The 22,222-nt window shown below is 63.4% G+C and carries 22 protein-coding genes; 11 read left to right on the top strand and 11 right to left on the bottom strand.

Translation table 11 applies throughout. The features are described 5' to 3' along the window. Positions 1-45 precede the first annotated feature (45 nt). Together malZ and ABHF91_RS16090 are read right to left on the bottom strand one after the other, a co-directional pair. Positions 46-1,884, bottom strand: coding sequence for a maltodextrin glucosidase (malZ, locus tag ABHF91_RS16095; RefSeq protein WP_409421244.1), 1,839 nt, complete (start codon positions 1,882-1,884; stop codon positions 46-48). A gap of 11 nt (positions 1,885-1,895) precedes the next feature. Then, complete coding sequence (locus tag ABHF91_RS16090) at positions 1,896-2,726, bottom strand: HDOD domain-containing protein (protein WP_409421243.1); 831 nt, start codon at positions 2,724-2,726, stop codon at positions 1,896-1,898. Between the two features lie 457 nt (positions 2,727-3,183). On the opposite strand from ABHF91_RS16090, the gene ABHF91_RS16085 reads away from it, so the two are divergent. The 4 genes from ABHF91_RS16085 to ABHF91_RS16070 all read left to right on the top strand — a co-directional run bounded on the left by ABHF91_RS16085 (position 3,184) and on the right by ABHF91_RS16070 (position 7,258). Further along, the gene (locus tag ABHF91_RS16085) at positions 3,184-4,284 is read left to right on the top strand and encodes an extracellular solute-binding protein (protein ID WP_409421242.1); all 1,101 of its coding nucleotides are present in this window, start codon (positions 3,184-3,186) and stop codon (positions 4,282-4,284) included. 63 nt (positions 4,285-4,347) lie between these two features. Then, positions 4,348-5,487 (top strand): putrescine ABC transporter ATP-binding subunit PotG, encoded by a 1,140-nt coding sequence (potG, locus tag ABHF91_RS16080; protein ID WP_409421241.1) that lies wholly within the window; start codon positions 4,348-4,350, stop codon positions 5,485-5,487. After that, on the top strand, positions 5,487-6,410 hold the full coding sequence (potH, locus tag ABHF91_RS16075) for a putrescine ABC transporter permease PotH (RefSeq protein WP_409423141.1): 924 nt from the start codon (positions 5,487-5,489) through the stop codon (positions 6,408-6,410). Before potG ends, potH begins: the two co-directional genes overlap by 1 nt. Then, positions 6,407-7,258 carry an ABC transporter permease subunit gene (locus tag ABHF91_RS16070; protein ID WP_409421240.1) on the top strand — a complete coding sequence of 284 codons (852 nt, stop codon included), beginning with the start codon at positions 6,407-6,409 and terminating at the stop codon, positions 7,256-7,258. The genes potH and ABHF91_RS16070 overlap by 4 nt, the downstream gene beginning before the upstream one ends. 59 nt (positions 7,259-7,317) lie before the next feature. Here ABHF91_RS16070 and ABHF91_RS16065 read toward each other — a convergent pair whose 3' ends face one another. Continuing rightward, complete coding sequence (locus tag ABHF91_RS16065) at positions 7,318-7,701, bottom strand: acetyl-CoA sensor PanZ family protein (RefSeq protein ID WP_409421239.1); 384 nt, start codon at positions 7,699-7,701, stop codon at positions 7,318-7,320. A gap of 86 nt (positions 7,702-7,787) precedes the next feature. Between ABHF91_RS16065 and ABHF91_RS16060 the strand changes: the two genes are divergently transcribed. Continuing rightward, positions 7,788-8,039, top strand: a complete 252-nt coding sequence (locus tag ABHF91_RS16060; protein ID WP_409421238.1) for a YkgJ family cysteine cluster protein — start codon at positions 7,788-7,790, stop codon at positions 8,037-8,039. Here ABHF91_RS16060 and envC read toward each other — a convergent pair. Next, positions 8,032-9,276 (bottom strand): murein hydrolase activator EnvC, encoded by a 1,245-nt coding sequence (envC, locus tag ABHF91_RS16055; protein WP_409421237.1) that lies wholly within the window; start codon positions 9,274-9,276, stop codon positions 8,032-8,034. The two genes, ABHF91_RS16060 and envC, sit on opposite strands and share 8 nt — an antisense overlap. 9 nt (positions 9,277-9,285) lie before the next feature. Then, positions 9,286-10,827: a 2,3-bisphosphoglycerate-independent phosphoglycerate mutase gene (gpmM, locus tag ABHF91_RS16050; RefSeq protein ID WP_409421236.1), complete on the bottom strand. Its 1,542-nt coding sequence runs from the start codon at positions 10,825-10,827 to the stop codon at positions 9,286-9,288. A gap of 204 nt (positions 10,828-11,031) precedes the next feature. Here gpmM and ABHF91_RS16045 point away from each other — a divergent pair, with 204 nt between their 5' ends. The 3 genes from ABHF91_RS16045 to gpsA are packed head-to-tail and all read left to right on the top strand — an operon-like array spanning position 11,032 to position 12,988. Beyond that, entirely contained in the window at positions 11,032-11,463 is a 432-nt protein-coding gene (locus ABHF91_RS16045) for a rhodanese-like domain-containing protein (RefSeq protein ID WP_409421235.1), read from the top strand. 54 nt (positions 11,464-11,517) lie between these two features. Further along, the gene (gene secB, locus ABHF91_RS16040; protein ID WP_409421234.1) at positions 11,518-11,982 is read left to right on the top strand and encodes a protein-export chaperone SecB; all 465 of its coding nucleotides are present in this window, start codon (positions 11,518-11,520) and stop codon (positions 11,980-11,982) included. Position 11,983: 1 nt separating this feature from the next. Next, positions 11,984-12,988 (top strand): NAD(P)H-dependent glycerol-3-phosphate dehydrogenase, encoded by a 1,005-nt coding sequence (gene gpsA, locus ABHF91_RS16035; protein WP_409421233.1) that lies wholly within the window; start codon positions 11,984-11,986, stop codon positions 12,986-12,988. Between the two features lie 59 nt (positions 12,989-13,047). Here gpsA and nfuA read toward each other — a convergent pair whose 3' ends face one another. From nfuA to amt, 3 genes are all read right to left on the bottom strand, one after another. Next, positions 13,048-13,626 carry a Fe-S biogenesis protein NfuA gene (gene nfuA, locus ABHF91_RS16030; protein WP_409421232.1) on the bottom strand — a complete coding sequence of 193 codons (579 nt, stop codon included), beginning with the start codon at positions 13,624-13,626 and terminating at the stop codon, positions 13,048-13,050. Between the two features lie 53 nt (positions 13,627-13,679). Further along, a complete protein-coding gene (locus tag ABHF91_RS16025; protein ID WP_409421231.1) occupies positions 13,680-14,405 on the bottom strand; it encodes a ComF family protein in 726 nt (241 codons plus the stop codon). A gap of 87 nt (positions 14,406-14,492) precedes the next feature. Further along, entirely contained in the window at positions 14,493-15,893 is a 1,401-nt protein-coding gene (gene amt, locus ABHF91_RS16020; protein WP_409421230.1) for an ammonium transporter, read from the bottom strand. Positions 15,894-16,153: 260 nt separating this feature from the next. Between amt and bioH the strand changes: the two genes are divergently transcribed. The 3 genes from bioH (at position 16,154) to ABHF91_RS16005 (ending at position 18,155) form a co-directional block, all read left to right on the top strand. Then, on the top strand, positions 16,154-16,918 hold the full coding sequence (bioH, locus tag ABHF91_RS16015; protein WP_409421229.1) for a pimeloyl-ACP methyl ester esterase BioH: 765 nt from the start codon (positions 16,154-16,156) through the stop codon (positions 16,916-16,918). A 74-nt stretch (positions 16,919-16,992) separates the two neighbouring features. Beyond that, positions 16,993-17,232: a flagellar biosynthesis protein FlgE gene (locus tag ABHF91_RS16010; protein WP_409421228.1), complete on the top strand. Its 240-nt coding sequence runs from the start codon at positions 16,993-16,995 to the stop codon at positions 17,230-17,232. Between the two features lie 2 nt (positions 17,233-17,234). Next, a complete protein-coding gene (locus tag ABHF91_RS16005; RefSeq protein WP_409421227.1) occupies positions 17,235-18,155 on the top strand; it encodes a putative metalloprotease CJM1_0395 family protein in 921 nt (306 codons plus the stop codon). A gap of 101 nt (positions 18,156-18,256) precedes the next feature. On the opposite strand, the gene ABHF91_RS16000 is transcribed toward ABHF91_RS16005, so the two are convergent. From ABHF91_RS16000 to ABHF91_RS15990, 3 genes are all read right to left on the bottom strand, one after another. Continuing rightward, positions 18,257-20,560: a Tex family protein gene (locus ABHF91_RS16000; RefSeq protein ID WP_409421226.1), complete on the bottom strand. Its 2,304-nt coding sequence runs from the start codon at positions 20,558-20,560 to the stop codon at positions 18,257-18,259. Between the two features lie 176 nt (positions 20,561-20,736). Continuing rightward, entirely contained in the window at positions 20,737-21,285 is a 549-nt protein-coding gene (locus ABHF91_RS15995; protein WP_409421225.1) for a YbhB/YbcL family Raf kinase inhibitor-like protein, read from the bottom strand. 101 nt (positions 21,286-21,386) lie between these two features. Further along, positions 21,387-22,205 (bottom strand): helix-turn-helix transcriptional regulator, encoded by an 819-nt coding sequence (locus tag ABHF91_RS15990; protein WP_409421224.1) that lies wholly within the window; start codon positions 22,203-22,205, stop codon positions 21,387-21,389. Positions 22,206-22,222: the final 17 nt, after the last annotated feature.

Genomic DNA, 22,222 nt, shown 5'->3' with positions numbered 1-22,222 from the left:
AAAGGCGGAACCCTCGGGTTCCGCCTTTTTTATGCCTGTCTGACGTCAGCTGGCCAGCAGCACCCGCGCCGTCTTGGGGGGTATGGTGAGCTGGATTTCCCCTTTGACCACTTCGAACTTGTCCCGATTCTCCGGATCCGTGAAGCGGGTGGCCAGGCTGCCGGTCTGCCAGATGGGCAGTATCATGGTGCGGGCCTTCTCCGGGTGACGGTTCAGGGCGGTGATCACCACGTCGCTCTCCAGGGTCCGGGCAAAGACGAAGCTGTGCTCGCCAGCGTACAGGGTATGGATGTCGCCACGCCGCAGTGCCGGGTGGGTCTTGCGCAGGCGGATCATGCGGCGGTAGTGGTCGTGCAGCAGGTGATTCCACTCGGTGCTTTCCCAGGGGAAGCAGCGACGACAATCGGGATCCCGGCCACCCTCCAGGCCGATTTCATCGCCGTAATAGACGCAGGGCACCCCGGCGTAGGTGAACAGCAGAGTGACCGCCGCCCGCATCAGGGCCTGATCCCCGTCCAGCAGGGTGAGGAAGCGGGCCGTGTCGTGGCTGTCCAGCAGGTTGAACTGGGCCAGCTGGTTGGCGTGGGGCAGTCCGGCCCTGGCCTGACGCAGCCAGAGGTCCAGCTCGGCGGCATTGATGCGCACCGGCTGGTAGGCGATGTCCTGCCCGGCCAGGAAGGCGCGCAGGGGGTGGGCGAAGCCATAGTAGTTCATGGCGCCGTCTTCCTGCTCGCCCTGCAGCCACTGGGTGGCTTCGAAGAAGTGCTCGCCCAGCAGATAGGCTTCGGGATTCTCCTGCTTCACCACCTTGCGGATTTCCCTCACGTGGTGGGCATTGTTGGCCGCGGTGCCCCGCTCCCCCAGCATGTGGATGACATCAAAGCGCCAGCCGTCGATCTGGTAGGGGGGGCGCAGCCAGTGGCGCAGTATGGCGTCGTCGGCACGGTAGACTCTGTCCTGCACCGCCGTCGACGCGAAGTCCAGCTTGGGCAGGGTCATACAGCCTTTCCAGGCCACATAGCTGCCGCCGGCATCGAAGGTGTAGCAGCTTCTGTGGGGGGACTCGGGATCGGCATAGGCGCCCTGCTGGCCATAGCGGTCAAACCAGGGATGTTGATCCGAGGTGTGATCCACCACGGCATCCAGCACGATACGCATGCCGCGCTGGTGCAGGCTGTCGATGAGTTCCGCCAGCTGGCCGTTGCTGCCCAGGTGGGGATCCACCTGGTAGTAGTCCACCGTATCGTACTTGTGATTGCTGGGGGAGGTGAACACAGGGTTCAGGTACAGGGCGGTGATCCCCAGCGACTGCAGGTAATAGAGCCGGCTCTGTAGCCCGGCCAGATCGCCGCCGTAAAACTCGGTGGCGCCGGTCTGGCCATGTGCGGACACGGGGGCGCCCCAGGCCTTGGCGATGACAGGATGCTGACCGTCGCCATATTGGTACTCGTCATCGGTGACGCTGATGCTGGGATCCCCGTTGCAGAAGCGGTCGGGAAAGATTTGGTAGAACACCTGATCCTGTACCCAGAGGGGCGGGCGGCACCTGTGGTGTAACCGAAAATGGACCGCCCGGGTCGGCATGCGCGGGGTGACGCCGGCCCCATGCAGCCACCACTGCCGATCACCACTCACTATCTTGAACAGATACAGGCTCGACTCCTGCTCGCGCGGCAGGGGCAGCTCGCCACGCCAGATGGCCAACTGACCATGCTGCCCGGTGAGACGCATGGGCAGCAGGGCCTCTTCATTATCCGGTTCGTGGCGCAGCCAGATTTCGTCCACCTGCGTGTCCTTGTGACAGAACAGGGTGAGGCTGGCGCCTGCGGGGCCCAGCTTGAACCAGGGCGCCACCTGGGGGTGGAAGAAATAGGGGGTCGACATCGGCGTCTTACTCAGTTGGTCAGCATGGCGGCCAGGGCATTGCCCTGTTGGTGCAGATCTTCCAGCCGATCCGCCAGATTCTGGGGTTCGATCCCCAGATGGCGGGCCAGGGGCGTGGGGAAGCGGGCCACGATGACATGGGCCGGCACGCCGGCATTCCAGGCAAAGGAGACGAACATGGCCAGGCGGATCAGCACGGCTTCCGGGCTCACGGGGTCATGTTCCAAGGGGTCAAGCTGCTGGGCGATGGCCAGCACAAAGCTTTCCGACAGATTCCAGCGGCGGGCCAGTTCGGCACCAACTTGGCTGTAGTCAAAGCCCAGCATCTCGCGCTGTGCATCGATGCGGCTGCTGCCCTTATTAATGGCAAGGTTGATGAGTTCGGCCTCATCCGGCAGGGCAGATTGGATCAACAGCTCACCAATATTGTGCAACAAGGCACAAGTAAAGGCCGTTTCTGGTTCAATTTGCTTGCACTCGGCGGCCAGGGCACGGGCTATGGTGGCGGTTTGGAAGGTATCGACCCAAAATTTGTTGCGGTCGAAGTTCGCCGGGGTCTTGAAGCTGGTCATGATGCTGGAGGCCACCACCAGGGAGCGCAGGCGATTGAAGCCCAGGCGGATCACCGCCTGCTCGATGGAGGTCACCTCGTTGCCGCGACGGTAGGCGGCGGAGTTGGCCATCTTCAGCACCTTGGCGCTGATGACCTGGTCCATGGCAATCTTCTGGGCAATGAGGTCGATGCGGGCATTCTCATCGGAAAAACTCTGCATCAGCTCATGCAACAGCTGGGGAATGACGGGAAGTTGCTTGATCTTGCTAAACAGCTGATCCATGGACATGGGGCCAAGCCTCTGCGCAGGTTAAGTGCAGTAATTTTGCCATAAGCCGGTCTGGTATGCGTAAAAAAATCCGCGCTGCTGTCTGGCTTCTGCGGAGTGGATCCGTCTTGGCAACTGGGTGAGGTGGGGCGTTTTTTATCCAGGAAAAGTGCATGGTGAAGAGCGGGGGGCTGGGGGGCGCCGATCAGGGCGCTAACCCTGCTGGCACAAGGGTTACAGAGGTATTGCCTTCCGGCTGGCAGCAGCATTTTTCTTGAATACAATTGCAAATAATCAAAATATAATGCGCCTGAAGTCATCTGATTTGGTCAGTCACGACTGTTTATGCGTTGCTGCTAATGGGCATGCTTATTGCTTGAGCAGGTTAACCCGACGCGCTGGGTTTACTTACATGGGTCAGCGGGCGAGACCTGGATTCCGCCGGCTGCAAACTTAATGTCAAGTCAAGGAGACACAGATGTCATTTGTGAAAGGAATGTTTAGTGCGACCCTGGTGGCGGCCATGACCATGGGGAGTGCCATGGCTCAGGAAGAGAAGGTGCTGCATGTCTATAACTGGAGCGACTACATCGCCGAGGACACGGTAGCCAACTTTGAGAAGGCCACCGGCATCAAGGTCGTCTATGACGTGTTTGATAGCAACGAGGTGCTGGAGGCCAAGTTGCTGGCGGGCAATACCGGTTTCGATCTGGTGGTCCCCAGCTCCGACTTCCTGGCACGCCAGATCCAGGCCGGTGTCTTCATGACCCTGGACAAGAGCAAGTTGCCCAACCTGAAAAACATGGATCCGGTGGCCATGAAGCTGTTGGCGGAAAAGGATCCTGACAACGCCCACTCCATCCCCTACCTGGGCGGCACCACCGGCATCGGCTTCAATCCCAAGAAGGTGGCCGAAGTCATGGGCCCGGACTTCAAGATGGACAGCTGGGATGCGGTGCTCAAGCCGGAAAACCTGGCCAAGCTGAACAAGTGCGGCGTCTCCTTCCTGAATGCTCCCACCGAAATCTTTGCCACCGTGCTGCACTACATGGGCAAGGAGGCCAACAGCCTGGATCCCAAGGATTATCAGGAAGCCGGCAAGCTGCTGGGCAGCCTGCGTCCCTACATCACCTATTTCCACTCTTCTCAGTACATCAACGATCTGGCCAATGGTGACATCTGCGTGGCCATCGGCTGGTCCGGCGATGTGATGCAGGCCGCGGCCCGTGCCGAGGAAGCCAACAACGGGGTGGCCGTGGACTATGTCATTCCGAAGGAAGGGGCACTGATGTTCTACGACATGCTGGCCATTCCTGCCGATGCCCAGCATCCGGACAATGCCCTGGCCTTCATCAACTACCTGATGGAGCCGGACGTGATCGCCAAGGTCTCCAACTACGTCTCCTACGCCAGTGCCAACCAGGCGTCCCTGCCGCTGGTAGACGAAGCCCTGCGCAACAATCCCAACATCTATCCCACCGCGGAGATGATGCCGCACATGTTCGCCCTCAAGGTGCTGCCGCCCAAGGTAAACCGCGTCGTCACCCGCGAATGGACCAAGGTGAAGACAGGCAAGTAAGCCAATTAATTAAACATCGACAGGGGCGCGCAGGCGCCCCTTGATTGTGTGAATGGAGAGATCATGGCCGCAGTATCGCAAGTTAAGCCGCGAGTGAATGTCGCAGCCGCAGAACCCAAACCCTTGCTGGAAATCCGCAATGTCACCAAGAGTTTCGACGGTGCCTTGGCGGTGGACGATGTCAGCCTGACCATCAACCGGGGAGAAATCTTCGCCCTGTTGGGGGCGTCCGGCTGTGGCAAGTCCACCCTGCTGCGCATGCTGGCAGGGTTCGAGACCCCCACCAAGGGGCAAATCATTCTGGATGGGCAGGACCTGTCCGAGGTGCCGCCCTACAAGCGCCCCATCAACATGATGTTCCAGTCCTACGCCCTGTTCCCCCACATGACGGTGGAGCAGAACATCGCCTTCGGTCTCAAGCAGGATCGCCTGTCCAAGGAAGATATCGCCGAGCGGGTGGGCGAGATGCTGGATCTGGTGCACATGAAGGCCTTCGCCCAGCGCAAGCCGCACCAGCTCTCCGGTGGCCAGCGCCAGCGGGTGGCCCTGGCCCGTTCCCTGGCCAAGCGCCCCAAGCTGCTGCTGCTGGACGAACCCATGGGGGCGCTGGACAAGAAGCTGCGGGAGAAGATGCAGCTGGAAGTGGTGGATATCCTGGAGCGCGTGGGGGTGACCTGCGTGATGGTGACCCACGATCAGGAAGAGGCCATGACCATGGCCGGCCGCATCGCCATCATGGATCGCGGTGAGTTTGTGCAGATCGGTGGGCCGGAAGACATCTACGAACACCCCAACTGCCGGTTGAGCGCCGAGTTCATCGGTTCGGTGAACATCTTCGAAGGGGTGCTGATAGAAAGTGGTGCCGATTATGCCGTCATTCAGTGCGACGACCTGGCCCACCCGCTGCACGTCAACCACGCCCCCCTGGTGGCTGAAGGTTTGCAGCTGATGGTGGCCTTGCGCCCGGAGAAGATATACATCAGCGAGACAGCACCGTCTGACCATCTGAACTTTGTGCGTGGCAAGGTGGAGAACATCGCCTACATGGGCGACATCTCCGTCTACCACGTGCGTTTGCCGAACGACAAACTGGTGATCGCCACCCTGCCCAACGTTGACCGGTTCCGCAAGGGCCTGCCCACCTGGGACGACGAGGTGATTTTGACCTGGGATCCTGACTCTTGCGTGGTGTTGACCATATGATGCTTTCCGACTCTCGTGCTTTGCCGCCGTGGCGCCGCTGGCTGCCGGCCGGCCGTCACTTTGTGATTTTCTTTCCCTATGCCTGGATGCTGCTGTTCTTCCTGGTGCCCTTCCTGATCATTCTCAAGATCAGCCTGGCCGAAACCCAGGTCGCCATCCCGCCCTATACGGCCTTGATGGAATATGCCGACCAGAAGCTGCACTTTGTCCTGAACCTGGGGAATTATCTCTACCTGTTCGAGGACGAGATGTATGCCGACTCCTACCTGCAGTCCCTGCGGGTGGCTGGTATCTCCACCATACTGTGCCTGCTGGTGGGCTATCCCATCGCCTGGTCCATCGTCCACTCCAAGTCTTCGGTGCGTAACGTGCTGTTGATGCTGGTGGTGTTGCCCAGTTGGACCTCGTTCCTCATCCGGGTGTATGCCTGGATCGGCATCCTGAAGAACAACGGTCTGCTGAACAACTTCCTCATCTGGCTGGGGGTGATAAACGAGCCTATCACCTTGTTGCACACCGATCTGGCGGTATACATCGGCATCATCTACGCCTATCTGCCGTTCATGATACTGCCGCTGTATACCGCCCTGATGCGGGTGGACTACTCCCTGATGGAGGCCGCCTCGGATCTGGGTGCCCGGCCCTGGAAGAGCTTCTTCACCGTGCTGATCCCCCTGACCAAGAGCGGCATCATCGCCGGCTCCATGTTGGTGTTCATTCCGGCGGTGGGCGAGTTCGTCATCCCGGAATTGCTGGGTGGCCCGGATTCCCTGCTGATCGGCCGGGTGCTGTGGCAGGAGTTCTTCAACAACCGCGACTGGCCGGTGGCGTCCGCCGTGGCGACCGTCATGTTGCTGTTGCTGATGGTGCCCATCATCTGGTTCTACGCCTACCAGCGTCGTGAAATGGAGAAGAAAGCATGACTCCCATCCCAGAGAGCAAGTCCAAGTGGCGTCTGCTGATCCTGGCCCTGGGCCTGACGTTCCTCTACGCCCCTATCCTGATCCTCATCATCTACTCGTTCAACGAGTCCAAGCTGGTGACGGTCTGGTCCGGCTTCTCCATCAAGTGGTACTTCGAGCTGTTCCGCGACAAGCAGATGATGGACGGTGTGGTGCTGAGTCTGACCATAGGGGTGCTGAGCGCCTCAATGGCGGTGGTGGTGGGCACCCTGGCGGCCTTTGTGCTGACCCGGGTGAACCGCTTCCGGGGTGAGACGGGCTTTGCCTTTCTCATCACGGCGCCCATGGTGCTGCCGGACGTCATCATAGGTCTCTCCCTGCTGCTGCTGTTTGTCTCCATGGCCAACACCTTCGGCTGGCCGGCCCAGCGCGGCGCCCTGACCATCTGGTTGGCCCATGTGACCCTGACTGCCGCCTATGTCACCGTCATCATCCGCTCGCGGTTGCAGGAGCTGGACATCTCCATCGAGGAGGCGGCCCAGGATCTAGGGGCCACGCCCTTCAAGGTGTTTTTCCTCATCACACTGCCGCTCATCGCCCCGGCCATCGGTGCCGGCTGGCTGCTGGGCTTCACCCTCTCCCTGGATGACCTGGTGATCACCAGCTTCGTTTCCGGTCCCAATGCCTCCACCCTGCCCATGGTGGTGTTCTCCAGCGTGCGGTTGGGGCTTAGCCCCAAGATCAACGCCCTGGCGACCATCATCATACTGGTGGTATCCATTGCGACCTTCATCGCCTGGTGGACCATGTCCAAGGCCGAGAAGCGGCGCAAGGCGGAGATCGCCATGAACAGCGCCAAGCCGGCCTGATCGGCAGCCATAACGGAACGGCCACCCTAGGGGTGGCCGTTTTTTTGCGCGCCTGCCGATTACAGCGGCTTGTGCCAGTCGTCGGCCGCCTGGCTGAAGCCTTCGGCGGCCAGGAAGGGCACCAGGCTGGCCTTGGCCTCGGTGGACCGCCCGGTCAGGCTCAGCCTGGCGCAGGTGCTGCCATGCTGCCGTTGCCACACCAGGGTCTGGGCCAGCAGATAGTGGCCGACGCCCCGGCGACGGGTCAGATCCCGCACCGCCAGGTAGGCAAGTTGTTCCTCTTGGCTCACCGCCAACCCCACCACCCGGTCGTTGAAGATGGCCAGATGCCGGTGGCCGGCGGGCAGGCTATTGGGGGTCAGGCCATCGGCGGCCAGCAGCTTGTTCAGGCTGTCCTGCCACTGGGGCAGGACCTGGGGATCGTGATGAATGGTCAGGCGCATACTGCACTCCTTTGTGTCATTTGGGCGCCAGTGTAGCACCGGATCGCCCCATGGTATGCTGGTGGCCCCAACCCAGAGGACGCTTGATGGAATGTCGTACCGGCTGTGCCGCCTGTTGTATCGCCCCCAGCATCAGCTCACCCATTCCCGGCATGCCGGCTGGCAAGCCTGCCGGGGTGCCCTGTGTGCAGCTGGATGAAGCCTTGGGGTGCAAGCTGTTCGGCCTGCCGTCGCGTCCGGCGGTGTGCGGCGGCTTTCCGGCGCTGGAGGATGTGTGTGGCGACAGCCGCGAGGAGGCCCTGTGGCTCATCGGCGAGCTGGAGCGGCTGACTACTTGAGCCAGCGACTGGGGTTGACCGGCTGGCCCTGCTGCCGGATCTCGAAGTAAAGCCCGGCGCTGTCCTGGCCGCCGCTGCGGCCCACCAGGGCTATGGTCTCGCCTGCCTGGATGCTGTCGCCCGCCATCTTCAACAGGGACTGGTTGCTGCCATACAGGCTGAGGTAGCCATGGCCGTGGTCGATGACCAGCACGTTGCCGAAGCCTTCCAACCAGTCGGCATAGACCACATCCCCGGCGGCAATGGCCTTCACCGGGCTGCCTTCGGCGGCGCCGATCAGTATGCCTTTCCAGGTCACCTGGCCGGTGCGCGGGCTGCCAAACTGGCGTAACAACCGGCCGCGGACGGGCCAGGGCAGCTGACCGCGCAGCTTGCCCAACCCCTTGTGGGCATTGCTGGCCAGGCGGGCCTCTTCCTTGGCCTGGGCGGCGGCCTCGGATTCCCCCTTGGCCTTGGCCTTGGCCCGGGCGCGGGCCAGGGCTTCTTCCCGCTGCCGTTTGCGTTCGGCCTCCAGCTTGCGGCGGGCCGCCTCGATCTGCTGCTGCATCTTCTTCTCGGCCTGCTGCAGGTGCCCCAGCTGCTGCTGATCTTCCTGCAGGGACTGCTTCAAGGCGGTGAGGGTGGTTTCCCGCTGGCTGAACTTGTCCGCCAGGGCGCTGTGATCCTGCTCCTGGCCTTTCACCAGGGCGGCCAGCCGCTCGCTGGCCCGGCGGGTCTGCTGCCGGTTTTGCTCCAGGGCGGCCTGGGTCTGCTGGGTCTTGGCTATCACCGCCAGGCGGGCCTGGTTGAGGTAGCCGTAGTAGTCCAGTGCCCGGCCCATGCTGGTAGGGTCCTGCTGGTTGAGCAGCAGCTTGAGGGTGTCGTGGTGGCCAAAGCGGTAGGCCTGTTCCAGCTGGCCGGCCAGCAGGGCTTCCTGCTGCTGCAGCTCACGGGTCAGGGTCTGGCTCTGGCGGTTGAGTTCATTGAGCTCGTGGCGGGTCTGCTGGAGCTTCTGCTGGGTGCCGTTGAGGCGGCGGGCCAGCTGGGAGATGGCCTGTTCATCGGCCTTGAGCTGATGGTGCAGGCTCTTGATATCCTGCTGTTGCTGGCGGATATCCTGCTGTTTCTGGGCGATCTGCTGCTGAACCGCCTTGAGTTCCTTGGCCGGCTCGGCGCCGACAGACGCCCAGAAAAAGACCGCGCCGGTCAAGAGACCGACGCGGATCCAGTGGTGTGCTGATGGTTTGATTGCCCGCATGGGGCAAAATTATTTCAGAACCATCAGGGGCTTGCCAGTCATTTCCGCCGGAACTTCCATGCCCATCAGGGTCAGCATGGTGGGGGCCAGATCGGACAGCTTGCCGCCTTCCACCGCAGTGGCGGAACGGCCGAAGTAGATCAGGGGCACCGGCAGGTTGGTGTGGGCGGTGTGAGCCTGACCGGTTTCTTCGTTCATCATCTTCTCGGCGTTGCCGTGGTCGGCGGTGATCAGGCACTCGCCACCCACTTCCTTCAGGGCCTCGATGACGCGACCGACGCAGGTGTCGACGGCTTCACAGGCCTTGACGGCCGCATCGAACATGCCGGTGTGACCCACCATGTCGCCGTTGGGGTAGTTACAGATGATGACATCGTACTTGCCGCCCTTGATGGCGCCCACCAGCTTGTCGGTCAGCTCGCCTGAGCTCATTTCCGGTTGCAGGTCATAGGTGGCGACCTTGGGGCTGGCGATCAGTTCGCGATCTTCGCCGGGGAAGCAGGTCTCTTCACCACCGTTGAAGAAGAAGGTGACGTGGGCGTACTTCTCGGTTTCGGAGATGCGCAGCTGGGTCTTGTCGTGCTTGGCCAGCCATTCGCCCAGGGTGTTGACCAGGGCGGTGGGCGGGTAGGCGCAGCTGGCCTTGATGTCGGCGGCGTACTCGGTCAGCATCACGTAGTCGGACAGCTTGGGCTGCTTGGCACGGGTGAAACCGGTGAAGTCGGCATCCACGAAGGAACGGGTGATCTCCCGGGCGCGGTCGGCACGGAAGTTCATGAAGATCAGGGCGTCGCCGTCGTTCAGGGTGGCGGCTTCGGCACCCACCACGCTGGCCTTGACGAATTCGTCGTTCTCGCCGCGCTCGTAGGCGGCGGCCAGGGCTTCGCTGCCGGTGGCGTAGTTGGCGAAGGCGCTCTTGCCTTCGGTGATCAGCTCGTAAGCTTCCTGGACGCGATCCCAGCGGTTGTCACGGTCCATGGCGAAGTAGCGACCCACCATGGAGGCCAGGCGGCCCTTGCCCAGCTTGGCGAACAGGGCATCGAAGCGTTCGATGGCAACCTGGGCGCAACGCGGGGCCACGTCACGGCCATCCAGGAAGGCGTGCAGGTAGATCTGCTCGGCACCCCGTTGGGCGGCCAGCTCTACCATGGCGGCGATGTGGTCTTCGTGGCTGTGTACGCCACCTTCAGACAGCAGGCCCATGATGTGGACGGCCTTGCCGTTGCTCACGGCGCCATCGACGGCCTTGCACAGGGCGGCATTCTTGAAGAAGTCGCCGTCGCGGATTTCCTTGGTGACGCGGGTCAGTTCCTGGTAGACCACGCGGCCGGCGCCGATGTTGACGTGACCCACTTCGGAGTTACCCATCTGACCATCGGGCAGACCCACGTCCATGCCGGAACCGGAGATCAGGGTGCTGGCGTAATTCTTGGTGAGACCATCGAGGACCGGGGTGTTGGCGGCGGCAACGGCATTGAACTCTTTCTTGGTGCTGTAACCCCAACCATCCATGATGATCAGGACCAACGGCTTCTTGGCGGCGGTAGACATACGGCTACGTCCTCTTGACTTTGGTTAAATAGGGAATGCGACTAATGCGTAATATTACAACATCTGCCGAATTAGTCACCTGATCCCGGCGGTGAATCCCATCCCGGGCCGTGAAGTGGCTCTCGCTGTGGCGGGTGTGGAGCTGCCATTCTGCGGGCGGGGCGGTATACTGCGGCGGAAGTTTCCTACCGGATCTGAGCCATCATGCAAGAGTACATTGATTTTATTGTGAGAAATCCCCTGCTGGCCGCGGCTTGGCTGGGGCTGCTGGTCGCCCTCATCTACGCCACCATCAAGTCCAAGTTCTCCCCGGTCAAGGCGGTGACCAGTCAGGGGGCCACCCTGCTCATCAATCGCCAGCAGGCGGTGGTGGTGGATGTGCGCAATCAGGACGAGTATGACAAGGGGCACATCGCGGGCTCCCATCACGTTCCTGTGAGCCAGATCGATGGAAATAACCTGACCGTCATTGAAAAGTTCAAAGCGAACCCCATCATAGTCGTGTGTGAATCCGGCATGCGGGCGGGCCCGGCCGCGGCCAAGCTGAGCAAGGCGGGATTCCAGCAGGTATTTTTGTTGCGTGGTGGTCTGGCGGATTGGCGCACAGAGAACATGCCACTGACTAAGAAGCGCTAATTTGGAGCGCACCTCGGATCCACAAGATCCCCTTTTCACAAGGAATTTAAGCAAATGACTGAAGCTGCCAACAACGCCAAGCAACCCGAGTTCCAGATCCAGCGCGTCTACATCAAGGATGTCTCCTTCGAAGCACCCTCCACCCCCAAGATCTTCCAGAAAGAGTGGCAGCCGGAGATCAAGCTGGACATGGATACCAAGACCACAGTGCTGGCCGAAGACATCTATGAAGTGGTGCTGACCCTGACCGTCACCTGCACCCTGGGCGACGAGACCGCCTTCCTGTGTGAAGTGAAGCAGGCCGGTATCTTCACCGCCGCCCACCTGGATCCGCAGCACCTGGCCCACTGCCTGGGTTCCTACTGCCCGAACATCCTGTTCCCCTACGCCCGGGAAACCGTGTCCGGCCTGGTGAGCAAGGGTTCCTTCCCGCAGCTGAACCTGGCGCCGGTGAACTTCGATGCCCTGTTTGCCGCGCACATGGCCAAGCTGGAAGCGGAACAAGGCGCGGAAGCCTGATATGTCGCAAGACATCCAGTTGACTGTCCTGGGGGCGGGGTCTTATGGCACCGCCCTTGCCATTTCATTGGCACGCAAAGGCTATCGCATCCTGCTGTGGGGCCACGAGGCGGCGCACATGGCGGCCTTGCAGCAGGCCCGTTGCAACGAGCAGTTTCTGCCGGGGGTGCCCTTCCCGGACACCCTGGAGCTGACCTCGGATCTGGCGGTGGCGGCCTCGGCCTGCCGTACCCTGCTGGTGGTGGTTCCCAGCCATGTATTTGGCCAGGTCCTGTCCCAGGCCCGGCCCCATCTGCAGGACGGTGCCCGGGTAGCCTGGGCCACCAAGGGGCTGGAGCCGGACAGCGGTCGCCTGCTGCAGGAGGTGGCGCGGGAGGCCCTGGGGCCTGAGGTGCCCTTGGCGGTGGTGTCGGGGCCGACCTTTGCGGCGGAGCTGGCCGCCGGTCTGCCCACCGCCATCTCGGTGGCGGCCACCGAGGAGGCGTTTGCCGAGGAGCTCTCCGAGCTGATGCATTGCGGCAAGTCGTTCCGCGTCTACACCAATGCCGACTTCGTCGGCCTGCAGCTGGGCGGCGCTGTGAAGAACGTCATCGCCATCGGTGCCGGCCTGTCGGACGGCCTGGGCTTTGGCGCCAATGCCCGCACGGCGCTGATCACCCGGGGTCTGGTGGAGATGCAGCGGCTTGGCGTGTCGCTTGGGGCCGATCCCAAGACCTTCATGGGCATGGCCGGGCTGGGGGATCTGGTGCTGACCTGCACCGACAACCAGTCCCGCAACCGGCGCTTCGGCCTGGCCCTGGGGGCCGGCAAGAGCACGGAGCAGGCCATGACCGAGATTGGCCAGGTGGTGGAAGGCTACCGCAACACCCGGGAGGTCCACCTGCTGGCGGCGCGTCAGGGGGTGGAGATGCCCATCTGCGAGCAGATCTATGCGATCCTCTACCAGGGTAAGCCGCCCAAGGAGGCGGCCCTGGCCCTGCTGGGTCGGAACAAGAAGGACGAGTAGCCTCGTCCGTGCTGCAAAACAAACGCCCCGCATCTGCGGGGCGTTTCGTTGGTGCCGGCTCAGTAGAAGGAGTGGTCGCCCCGCTGGTGTTCGGTGGCATCCTTCACCCCCGCCAGCTCGCCGGGGAACAGCTCCAGCAGCTGCTTCTCGATCCCTTCCTTCAGGGTCACATCCACCATGGAGCAGCCGTTGCAACCGCCGCCAAATTGCAGGATGGCGTAGTTGTCCTCGGTGATCTCCACCAGGGTCACCTTGCCGCCGTGGCCGGCCAGTGAGGGGTTGACCTGGGACTGGATGACATATTCCACCCGCTCGATCAGTGGTGCGTCGTCGTCCACCTTGCGCATCTTGGCATTGGGGGCCTTGAGGGTCAGCTGGGAACCCAGGTTGTCCACCACGAAGTCGATCTGGGCATCTTCCAGGTAGGGCGCGCTCAGTGGATCCACCAGGGCATCGAAGCCGCTGAAGGGCAGGTGAATGTCCTCCGGCTCCACCGCATCCGCCGGGCAATAGGAGACACCGCATTCGGCGCTCGGCGTGCCGGGATTCATCACGAACACCCGTATGTTGGTGCCCTCGGGTTGCTTCTCCAGCAGTTTGTTGAAATGGGCCTGGGCGCTCTCGGAGATACTGATCATCTGCTGCCTCGCTGTTGAATCCTGAGTAAAGCGGTCGGATTTATCATACCCCGTCACCGGCGGGCTGGATAGTCCTGCTTGGGGTGGATCAGGGCCCGACTCACAGCCCACACCTCGATGCGTTCCACCCCACTGTGACGCAGCAGGCGGCACAGGAGTGTCGCCGTGGTGCCTGTGGTGACCACGTCATCCACCAGGGCCACATGGCGGTAGTGATGAGGACCCAGGGCAAAGGCGCCCTTGAGATTGCGCCGGCGCTCGGCCTGGCTCAGGCGGGCCTGGGGGCGGGTGGTGCGCACCCGCCGTAACAGATGAGGGTCCAGGGGCAGGCCGGTATGGCGGCGTATGGTCCGGCACAGGGCCTCGGCCTGGTTGAAGCCGCGGCGCCAGCGTCGCCACCAGTGCAGCGGGACCGGCAGCAGCACCTCCGGCAGGGGTTCATGGGGCAGGTGGCGGGCCATCAGCTCCCCCAACAGGCTGGCCATCAGGTATTCCCCCTGGTACTTGAGCCGCTGGATCAGGGCGGGGTAGGGAAAGGCATAATCCCCCAGCACCGCCAGGCGATCCCAGGCGGGGGGATGCCGTAGGCAGCGGCCACAGACCCCCTCGGCCGGCTCGGGCAAGGGATGACCACAGGTGGGGCAGGGGTTATTCAATCTGGGCAGATCGGCCTCGCAGTGCTGGCACAACAAGGGCCGGCCATCGGCGGGCTGATGGCAGAGCAGGCAGAGGCCCTGGGGCGGCCAGTGGCTGAGGGCTTGGCGTAGGGTTTCTAGCATGGAGGACCTCGGTGTCATGGTCCACCCAGTGTAGGCAGGCCAAAAAAAGGGCGCCAATAGGCGCCCAAGTTTGAGGTCTGATTTCGATTAGTAGTTGTATGCACGTTCGCCGTGAGAGGTCAGGTCCAGACCCTCGCGTTCGGCTTCCACCGGGACGCGCAGGCCGAGGATCTTGTCCACCAGGAAGAAACCGATAACGGAGACCACACCAGACCAGACGATGGTGGTCAGCACGCCGATGGCCTGGATCTTCACCTGTTCGGCAATGGAGTAATCCACGATGGCGCTGTTGGTGACATAGTCCCACAGACCAGAGCCACCCAGATCCGGTGAGGCAAACACACCGGTGAGCAGGGCACCCAGGATACCGCCCACCCCGTGCACGCCGAAGACGTCCAGGGAGTCATCCACGTTCAGCAGACGCTTGAGACCATGAACCCCCCACAGGCAAACGACACCGGCCAGCGCACCGATCACCAGGGCACCCACCAGACCGACGAAGCCGCAGGCCGGGGTGATGGCCACCAGGCCGGCTACCGCACCAGAGATGCCGCCCAGCAGGGAGGGCTTACCCTTGAGGCCCCATTCGGCCATCATCCACGCAATGGCAGCCATGGCGGTGGCAGCCCAGGTGTTCACCAGGGCCAGGGCGGCGACGCCGTTGGCTTCCAGAGAGGAGCCGGCGTTGAAGCCAAACCAACCTACCCACAGCAGGCAGGCGCCGATCATGGACATGGTCAGGCTGTGGGGGGCCATGATGTCACGGCCAAAGCCCACACGCTTGCCCACGAAGTAGGCGCCCACCAGACCGGCGACGGCGGCGTTGATGTGCACGACTGTACCGCCGGCGAAGTCCAGGGCACCGTGCTGGAACAGCCAGCCTGCGGTGGCATTGGCTGCATCGGCTGCGGCAGCATCGGTATAGGCATCAGGACCGGCCCAGTACCACACCATGTGCGCCATGGGGGTGTAGGAGAAGGTGAACCAGATGACGATGAACAGCAGCACGGCGGAGAAGCGCACGCGCTCGGCAAAGGCCCCCAGGATCAGGGCACAGGTAATGGCCGCGAAGGCGCCCTGGAACACCACATAGATGTATTCGGAGATGCCGACGCCCTTGCTGAAGGTGGCCGCAAGGGAGTCTGGCGTGATACCGGCCAGGAAGGCCTTGTCGAAGCTACCGAAGAAGGCATTGCCCTCGGTGAACGCCAGGCTATAGCCGTAGACTACCCACAGCACTGTGGCCACGCAGAACACCATGAAGACCTGCATCAGTACGGAGAGCATGTTCTTGGTACGGACCAGGCCACCGTAGAAGAGTGCCAGACCGGGCACCGTCATCAGGATAACCAGAGCGGACGCCACGATCAGCCAGGCGTTGTCGCCCTTATCCAGGCTGATGACGGGGGCCGCGGCCTCGTCTGCCCAGGCCAGGCCGCTGATGCCGAATAGCCCCAACAGGGTAAGCAGAGAAAACAAGCGTTTCATCGAAATGATCTCCAAAGGTATTTAGGGCTCCTGACGGTCCAACTTGTCAGGAGGTGTGACGCAACTTTAGGTCTGCAAGCGCAGGATCTATGCCAAGTTTTTTACGGTAAAATTAGCTGGAAAACTGGGGGGTGTCTGGAAACCTGGCTCAAAATAGTGCGTTTTGCGCACCAATTTGTGACTTTGCGCCCCTCTCTGCACCAGGATGGAAATGCGCCTCATCTGGGGGCATGGGTCGGCAATCTGTGGGAGGAGTTGGCATGAGGATAGGGGTGACCCGGCTGGGGGCCGGGCCGGATCTGGTGATGGTGCATGGCTGGGGGATGAATCGCCATGTCTGGGAGCCGGTGGCTTCGGCGTTGGCGGCCCATTTTCGCTTGCACCTGTTGGACTTACCCGGCCATGGGGCGTCGGATTGGGATGCGGCGCAGCCTTACAGCCTGGATGCCCTGGTGGAAGCGCTGCTGAGCGAGGCACCGAGTCGGGCCAACTGGTTGGGTTGGTCACTGGGGGGATTGGTGGCGACCCAGATGGCCTGGCGTCATCCCGAGCGGGTCAGCCGCCTTCTCCAGGTGGCCAGCTCGCCTTGCTTTGTGGCGCGGGACGGTTGGCCCGGGCTCCAGCCCGAGGTGCTGGCGGGCTTTCATCGTCAGTTGGAGCAGAATAGCGTCCGCACCCTGGAGCGCTTTCTGGCGATCCAGGCCATGGGCAGTGAGACGGTGAAGGAGGATGCCCGCCGGCTCAAGGCCTTGCTGACGGCGGCGCCCCTGCCGCAAGCGGCGGCACTGGCTGGGGGCTTGGATCTGTTGCAGCACACCGACCAGCGGACTCTCTGGTCCGAACTGACCCTGCCCTGTGTGCGGTTGTATGGCAGGTTGGACTCGCTTGTGCCGCATGCCGCCATCCCGCTGATCACGGCGCTGCGTCCGGACAGTGGGTGCCACCTGTTCGCGAAGGCATCCCATGCCCCCTTCTTGTCCCATCCGGAGGCCTTCGTAGCACAAATTGTCCAAGCTATCGGTTAAAAAAGCGACCGGCGACTTTTCTCGCGCCTGGGGATGGTTGATAATTAGGCAGTCAGATAACACAGGAGCGCTCTATGCAAATTGATTCCGCCATGAGTTATGGCCTGCAGGGACTGGGCCGCGCCCAGCAGCAGGTGGAGCAGGGCAGCCGTGAGATCGCCTCCTTGCCTGTGCAATCCGAGTCCTCCCAGTCCAAGGATCTGACCCAGTCGGTCATGACCCTGCAGCAGGGACAGAACGAGGCTCAGGCGTCGGCCCGGGTGGTGAAGAGTGCCGATGACATGATGGGTACCCTGATCGACATCCGCGTCTAGCCATGAACATCAGCCCGACCTATCCCAACCTGGTGCCCATCGCGCTGCAGCCGAGTACCGAATCGGCGCAGCGGGATAACCAGGTGCGCGAGCGGATCCCGGCCTTGCCTCAGGGTGAGGCCTCCGCACGCGAGTCCCAGGTCGGCTCAGAGAAAGAGAAGTTCCGCAGCCAGGAAGGGCGCAACACCAGTTACGACACGCGTCTGACCGGCCAAGCCGGCAGCACGGCCGATGGCACCTTTGCCGTGGAAGGAAAACCCGAGCAACAAGGTCAGAACACGGGCCAGCAGGGGGCATCACGGCAGGGTGACGAGGGCCGCCAGCAACGGCAGGAGGCCAGTCAGGATCAGCGGGATCTGGCAGAATTCAAGGATCGTGACCAGGAGGTGCGCGATCATGAACAGGCCCATCAGCGGGCCGGTGGCCAGTATGCCAGCAGTCCCACCTATAGCGTGACGCGCGGTCCGGATGGCAACAGCTATGCCATCGGCGGCGAGGTGCAGATCGATGTCTCCCCCGTACCGGGCGATCCCCAGGGCACCATTCGCAAGATGCAGCAGGTGCGCTCCGCCGCCTTGGCGCCGGCGGAACCCTCCAGCCAGGACAGGGCGGTGGCGGCCCGCACCCAGCAGCTGGAGGCCCAGGCCCGTGCCGAGCTGATGGAGCAGAGCCGGCAGCTGAGCCTGGATCTGGGCAATCAGGCGGGGGATACCCCCAGCGCGTCAGGCTCTGACGTGTCGGCGGCCACCAGCGCCGAGGCCGGTACCGTCAGCCAACCCGCCACGCCGCGAAGCAATCCCTTTGGCGATGGGGTGAGTCAGGCCTCCCTCTCCCTGATGAGCCAACGCAATCAGGTCATCGCCCAGCGCTATGACAGCGCCTGGCAGGGGACGGCAAGCGCCACCGTCAGCCGCTATGCCTGAGGCGTGAGCCGGTCGGGTCAGTTCCCATCAGCACATCGAACATCAAAGAGAAGCCGGGCTTAAGCCCGGCTTCAGGTTTTGTGCTGGATGGCTTCGAGGGGTTAGCGGCGCTTGGCCTTGGCGAAGGCGTCGGCAAAGGCGTTGTTCGGCGCAGGCGCCGCCTCCTTGCCGTGGCGCGGTTGGTTTGCGCGAGGGGTATTTTTTGCCGCTGGCTTGCTGTCGGGGCGCGCCTCGCCACGGGGGGCGGCATCGGTGAGGCGCATGGTCAGGGCGATGCGCTTGCGGGGCTTGTCCACCTCCAGCACCTTTACCTTGACGATGTCGCCGGCCTTCACCACGTCCCGGGGATCCTTGATGAAGCGGTCGGTCAGGGCCGAGATGTGCACCAGACCGTCCTGGTGCACGCCTATGTCCACGAAGGCGCCGAAGTTGGTGACGTTGGTGACCACCCCTTCTAGCACCATGTCCGGCTGCAGGTCGTTGAGGGTCTCCACCCCCTCGCGGAAGGTGGCGGTCTTGAACTCGGGGCGGGGATCCCGGCCCGGCTTCTCCAGCTCCTTGAGGATGTCGGTGACCGTGGGCAGGCCGAAGCGCTCATCGGTGAACTCCTTGGCTCGGATCTGCTTGAGCCGCTGGGCGTTGCCGATGAGTTCCCCGGCGCCGCAGTCGTTGGCGGCCAGCATCTTCTGCACCAGGGGATAGGCCTCCGGATGCACCGAGGAGGCATCCAGCGGGTTGTCGCCTTCACGAATGCGCAGAAAGCCCGCGCACTGCTCGAAGGCCTTGGGCCCCAGGCGACTGACCTTGAGCAGTTGCTGGCGGTTGGCGAAGGCGCCCTGGGCGTCGCGAAACGCCACTATGTTCTGCGCCAGGCTCTTGTTGAGGCCGGAGACCCGGCTCAGCAGGGGGACGGAGGCGGTGTTGAGATCCACCCCCACGGCATTCACGCAGTCCTCCACCACGGCCTCGAGCCGCTGGGCCAGCTGGCTCTGGCTGACGTCGTGCTGATACTGGCCGACACCGATACTCTTGGGCTCGATCTTCACCAGCTCCGCCAGGGGATCCTGCAGCCGCCGGGCGATGGAGACGGCGCCGCGCAAGGAGACATCCAGCTCCGGAAACTCCAGGGCCGCCAGCTCGGAGGCGGAGTAGACGGAGGCGCCGGCCTCGCTCACCACCACCTTCTGGCAGCGCACCGCCGGGTACGCGCCAAACAGCTCGCTCACCAGCCGGTCGGTCTCCCGGGAGGCGGTGCCGTTACCGATGCTGATGAGTTCCACCTGGTGGCGCTCACACAGCTTGGCCAGGGTCGCCAGGCTGGCGGCCACCTGACGCTTGGGTTCGAAGGGGTAGATGGTGGCTGTGTCCACCAGCTTGCCGGTGGCATCCACCACCGCCACCTTGACCCCGGTGCGGATGCCGGGATCCAGCCCCATGGTGCAGCGCATGCCGGCGGGGGCGGCCATCAGCAGATCCTGGAGGTTGCTGGCAAACACCCGGATGGCTTCGGCCTCGGCGGCCTCCCGCAGCTGGCCGATGAGTTCGGTCTCCATCTGCAGGGCCAGCTTGATCTTCCAGGTCCAGCTCACCACGGATTGCAGCCAGGCATCGGCGGGGCGGCCCGCCAGCTGCAGCCCCAGCGCCTGGACGATCAGCCCTTCGCAGGGGTGGCGTTCCCACTCCCCGGGCAGGGTCAGGGAGAGGCTCAGCACCCCTTCGTTGCGCCCTCGCAGCATGGCCAGGGCCCGGTGGCTGGGCACCTTGTGCAGGGGCTCATCATGCTCGAAGTAGTCGCTGAACTTGGCGCCCTCCTGCTCCTTGCCGGCCACCAGCCGGGCCTGGACTATGCCCTGAGACCAGAGCCGCTCCCGCAGGGCGGCCAGCACGGGCGCCTGCTCGGCGAAGCGTTCCATCAGGATGTAGCGGGCGCCGTCCAGCGCCGCCTTGCTGTCGGTGATCTGCTGCTCGGGATTGAGATAGGCCAGGGCCGTCTGCTGGGGATCCAGATTGGGATCGGCCAGCAGCGCCTGCGCCAAGGGTTCCAGCCCTGCCTCTATGGCGATCTGCCCCTTGGTGCGGCGCTTGGGCCGGTAGGGCAGGTAGAGATCCTCCAGGGCCGTCTTGGTGTCGGCGGCCAGCAGGGCGGCCTTGAGCTCGGCGGTCAGTTTGCCCTGTTCTTCCACCGAGTGGAGGATCACGCCACGGCGATCTTCGAGTTCGCGCAGGTAGCCCAGGCGCTGCTCCAGTTGGCGCAGCTGGGTGTCATCCAGGCCGCCGGTGATCTCCTTGCGGTAACGGGCGATGAAGGGCACGGTGGCCCCCTCATCCAACAGACGGGTGGCGGCCTCCACCTGGGCGGCGGAGGCGTTGAGTTCGCTGGCAATCAGCTGACTGATAGAAGGCATGGTTCTCGCTCTAACTGGGGGGAACGTCGGCGGCGTTGCCCCTTGCCCCACAAAGGGGCGGAATTCGGTCAGCCGGAACATACCAGAAAACGGGCGAGCAATTGAGTCGTTTACACCTGTCTATTTCGCCAATGGCCAGCCGACATGCCCTGGGGCATGCCGGTGGGTTTACACAGCTAGCGACCGTAGCGCAGGGTCAGGCTGGTCTGGGCCAGCTCATTGCCGTGCAGCATGAAGCCCACCAGGGCCGGCATGCTGGTGGATGGCAGGTCCAGCTTGTCCACCTTGAGGGCATGCAGGGTGAAGCGGTAATGGTGGGGGGGGGCACCCACAGGCGGACAGGCGCCGCCGAAACCGGGTTGGCCGTAGTCGGTCAGACTCTGCACCGCCCCGGCGGGCAGTCCCTGGCCCTCGGGGGTGATGCCCGCCGGCAGGCCTGTGCTGTCGGCCGGCAGGTTGAAGACTACCCAGTGCCACCAGCCGCTGCCGGTGGGGGCATCCGGGTCATAGACGGTCAGCGCCAGGCTGCGGGTGCCGGCGGGCACCTCCTGCCAGTGCAGGGCCGGGGACTGGTTGCCGCCCTGGCAGCCAAAGCCGTTGTAGACCTGGGCCAGGGGCAGGCTGGCGCCTTCCGGCAGACCCGGGCTGGTGAGGGTGAAGGCGGCGCTGGCCTGGCCGCTCAGCAGGGCTCCCAGGGTGAGGGCAAGCAGAGAAGGGGATCGCATGGGCACTCCTTAATTGTCGGGCATGATTGCCGGTGACATCAGTGTGGGCGTTTTGCGGTCTGTTTGCTGTCGTCAAACGGTCAGAGTCTATCGTGCCCCGGTCAGCCGACGGCCGGGACCGGGGCCAGATCCCGACTGTGGCGCAACTGGCTGGGGCTGACGCCAAAGCGCTGGCGAAACTTCTGACTGAAGTGGGAGGCGGAGACGAAGCCGCACTCCAGGGCGATCTGGGTCAGGGGACTCTGATCCCTCATCACCCGATCCATGGCGGCACTGAGCCGCTGTTCCGTCAGCAGGTTGGCGAAGCCTTGGCTGCCTTCCTGGCGCAGGGCACGGCGCATGCTGGACTCGCTGAGCCCCAGCCGCTGGGCCAGCTCGTTGGCCTGCCAGGGACGGGCCAGATCGGCCTGCAACAGCAGCTGGATCCGCTGGCTCAGGGTCAATGGCTTCAGATTGAACAGGGGGCTGGCGAGCCCGGCCTCCGCCAGCCCCAGCAGGACGCCTTGCCAGGCATGTTCCAGGCGGGCCAGCCCCAAGGGGCCGCTAAACGATTGTGAGTTCAGCAGCGGGGTGAGCTGGGTTACCAGGGCGGGGGGACAGGGGAACACAGGGTCCGGCTGCCACTGGCCGGGCAGGGTATCGCCATAGCGTTGCAAGAAGCGTTCGGTCCAGGCCCGGGGCGGGCTGAACACCTCTGCCTGATAGCATCCGCCGGGCGAGGGCAGGTTTTCCATCTCCCGGGCCTCACCGGTTGGCAGACAGAGGCAGTGATCCGCCGGGCAGACCAGGGGCTGGCCATGGGCATGGATCAACTTGGTGCCCTGGCGCACCCACACCAGCAGGGGTGCCAGAATGGGCACGCGGTGGATCTGCTGGCGGGCGCGGGCCAGATACTGGCTGTGCAAGGGTGGCCTGTCCATGGGGCTCTCGGCTCCTG

This window comes from Pseudaeromonas aegiceratis, from assembly GCF_046254905.1.
GTDB lineage: Bacteria > Pseudomonadota > Gammaproteobacteria > Enterobacterales > Aeromonadaceae > Pseudaeromonas > Pseudaeromonas aegiceratis.
Note: the sequence above shows the minus strand (reverse complement) of the source record. Positions and strands in the feature narration are given on the sequence as shown.

Coding starts and splice junctions, on each gene's coding strand:
- malZ (WP_409421244.1), bottom strand. CDS start 1,884: ATGTCGACCCCCTATTTCTTCCACCCCCAGGTGGCGCCCTGGTTCAAG.
- ABHF91_RS16090 (WP_409421243.1), bottom strand. CDS start 2,726: ATGTCCATGGATCAGCTGTTTAGCAAGATCAAGCAACTTCCCGTCATT.
- ABHF91_RS16085 (WP_409421242.1), top strand. CDS start 3,184: ATGTCATTTGTGAAAGGAATGTTTAGTGCGACCCTGGTGGCGGCCATG.
- potG (WP_409421241.1), top strand. CDS start 4,348: ATGGCCGCAGTATCGCAAGTTAAGCCGCGAGTGAATGTCGCAGCCGCA.
- potH (WP_409423141.1), top strand. CDS start 5,487: ATGCTTTCCGACTCTCGTGCTTTGCCGCCGTGGCGCCGCTGGCTGCCG.
- ABHF91_RS16070 (WP_409421240.1), top strand. CDS start 6,407: ATGACTCCCATCCCAGAGAGCAAGTCCAAGTGGCGTCTGCTGATCCTG.
- ABHF91_RS16065 (WP_409421239.1), bottom strand. CDS start 7,701: ATGCGCCTGACCATTCATCACGATCCCCAGGTCCTGCCCCAGTGGCAG.
- ABHF91_RS16060 (WP_409421238.1), top strand. CDS start 7,788: ATGGAATGTCGTACCGGCTGTGCCGCCTGTTGTATCGCCCCCAGCATC.
- envC (WP_409421237.1), bottom strand. CDS start 9,276: ATGCGGGCAATCAAACCATCAGCACACCACTGGATCCGCGTCGGTCTC.
- gpmM (WP_409421236.1), bottom strand. CDS start 10,827: ATGTCTACCGCCGCCAAGAAGCCGTTGGTCCTGATCATCATGGATGGT.
- ABHF91_RS16045 (WP_409421235.1), top strand. CDS start 11,032: ATGCAAGAGTACATTGATTTTATTGTGAGAAATCCCCTGCTGGCCGCG.
- secB (WP_409421234.1), top strand. CDS start 11,518: ATGACTGAAGCTGCCAACAACGCCAAGCAACCCGAGTTCCAGATCCAG.
- gpsA (WP_409421233.1), top strand. CDS start 11,984: ATGTCGCAAGACATCCAGTTGACTGTCCTGGGGGCGGGGTCTTATGGC.
- nfuA (WP_409421232.1), bottom strand. CDS start 13,626: ATGATCAGTATCTCCGAGAGCGCCCAGGCCCATTTCAACAAACTGCTG.
- ABHF91_RS16025 (WP_409421231.1), bottom strand. CDS start 14,405: ATGCTAGAAACCCTACGCCAAGCCCTCAGCCACTGGCCGCCCCAGGGC.
- amt (WP_409421230.1), bottom strand. CDS start 15,893: ATGAAACGCTTGTTTTCTCTGCTTACCCTGTTGGGGCTATTCGGCATC.
- bioH (WP_409421229.1), top strand. CDS start 16,154: ATGAGGATAGGGGTGACCCGGCTGGGGGCCGGGCCGGATCTGGTGATG.
- ABHF91_RS16010 (WP_409421228.1), top strand. CDS start 16,993: ATGCAAATTGATTCCGCCATGAGTTATGGCCTGCAGGGACTGGGCCGC.
- ABHF91_RS16005 (WP_409421227.1), top strand. CDS start 17,235: ATGAACATCAGCCCGACCTATCCCAACCTGGTGCCCATCGCGCTGCAG.
- ABHF91_RS16000 (WP_409421226.1), bottom strand. CDS start 20,560: ATGCCTTCTATCAGTCAGCTGATTGCCAGCGAACTCAACGCCTCCGCC.
- ABHF91_RS15995 (WP_409421225.1), bottom strand. CDS start 21,285: ATGCGATCCCCTTCTCTGCTTGCCCTCACCCTGGGAGCCCTGCTGAGC.
- ABHF91_RS15990 (WP_409421224.1), bottom strand. CDS start 22,205: ATGGACAGGCCACCCTTGCACAGCCAGTATCTGGCCCGCGCCCGCCAG.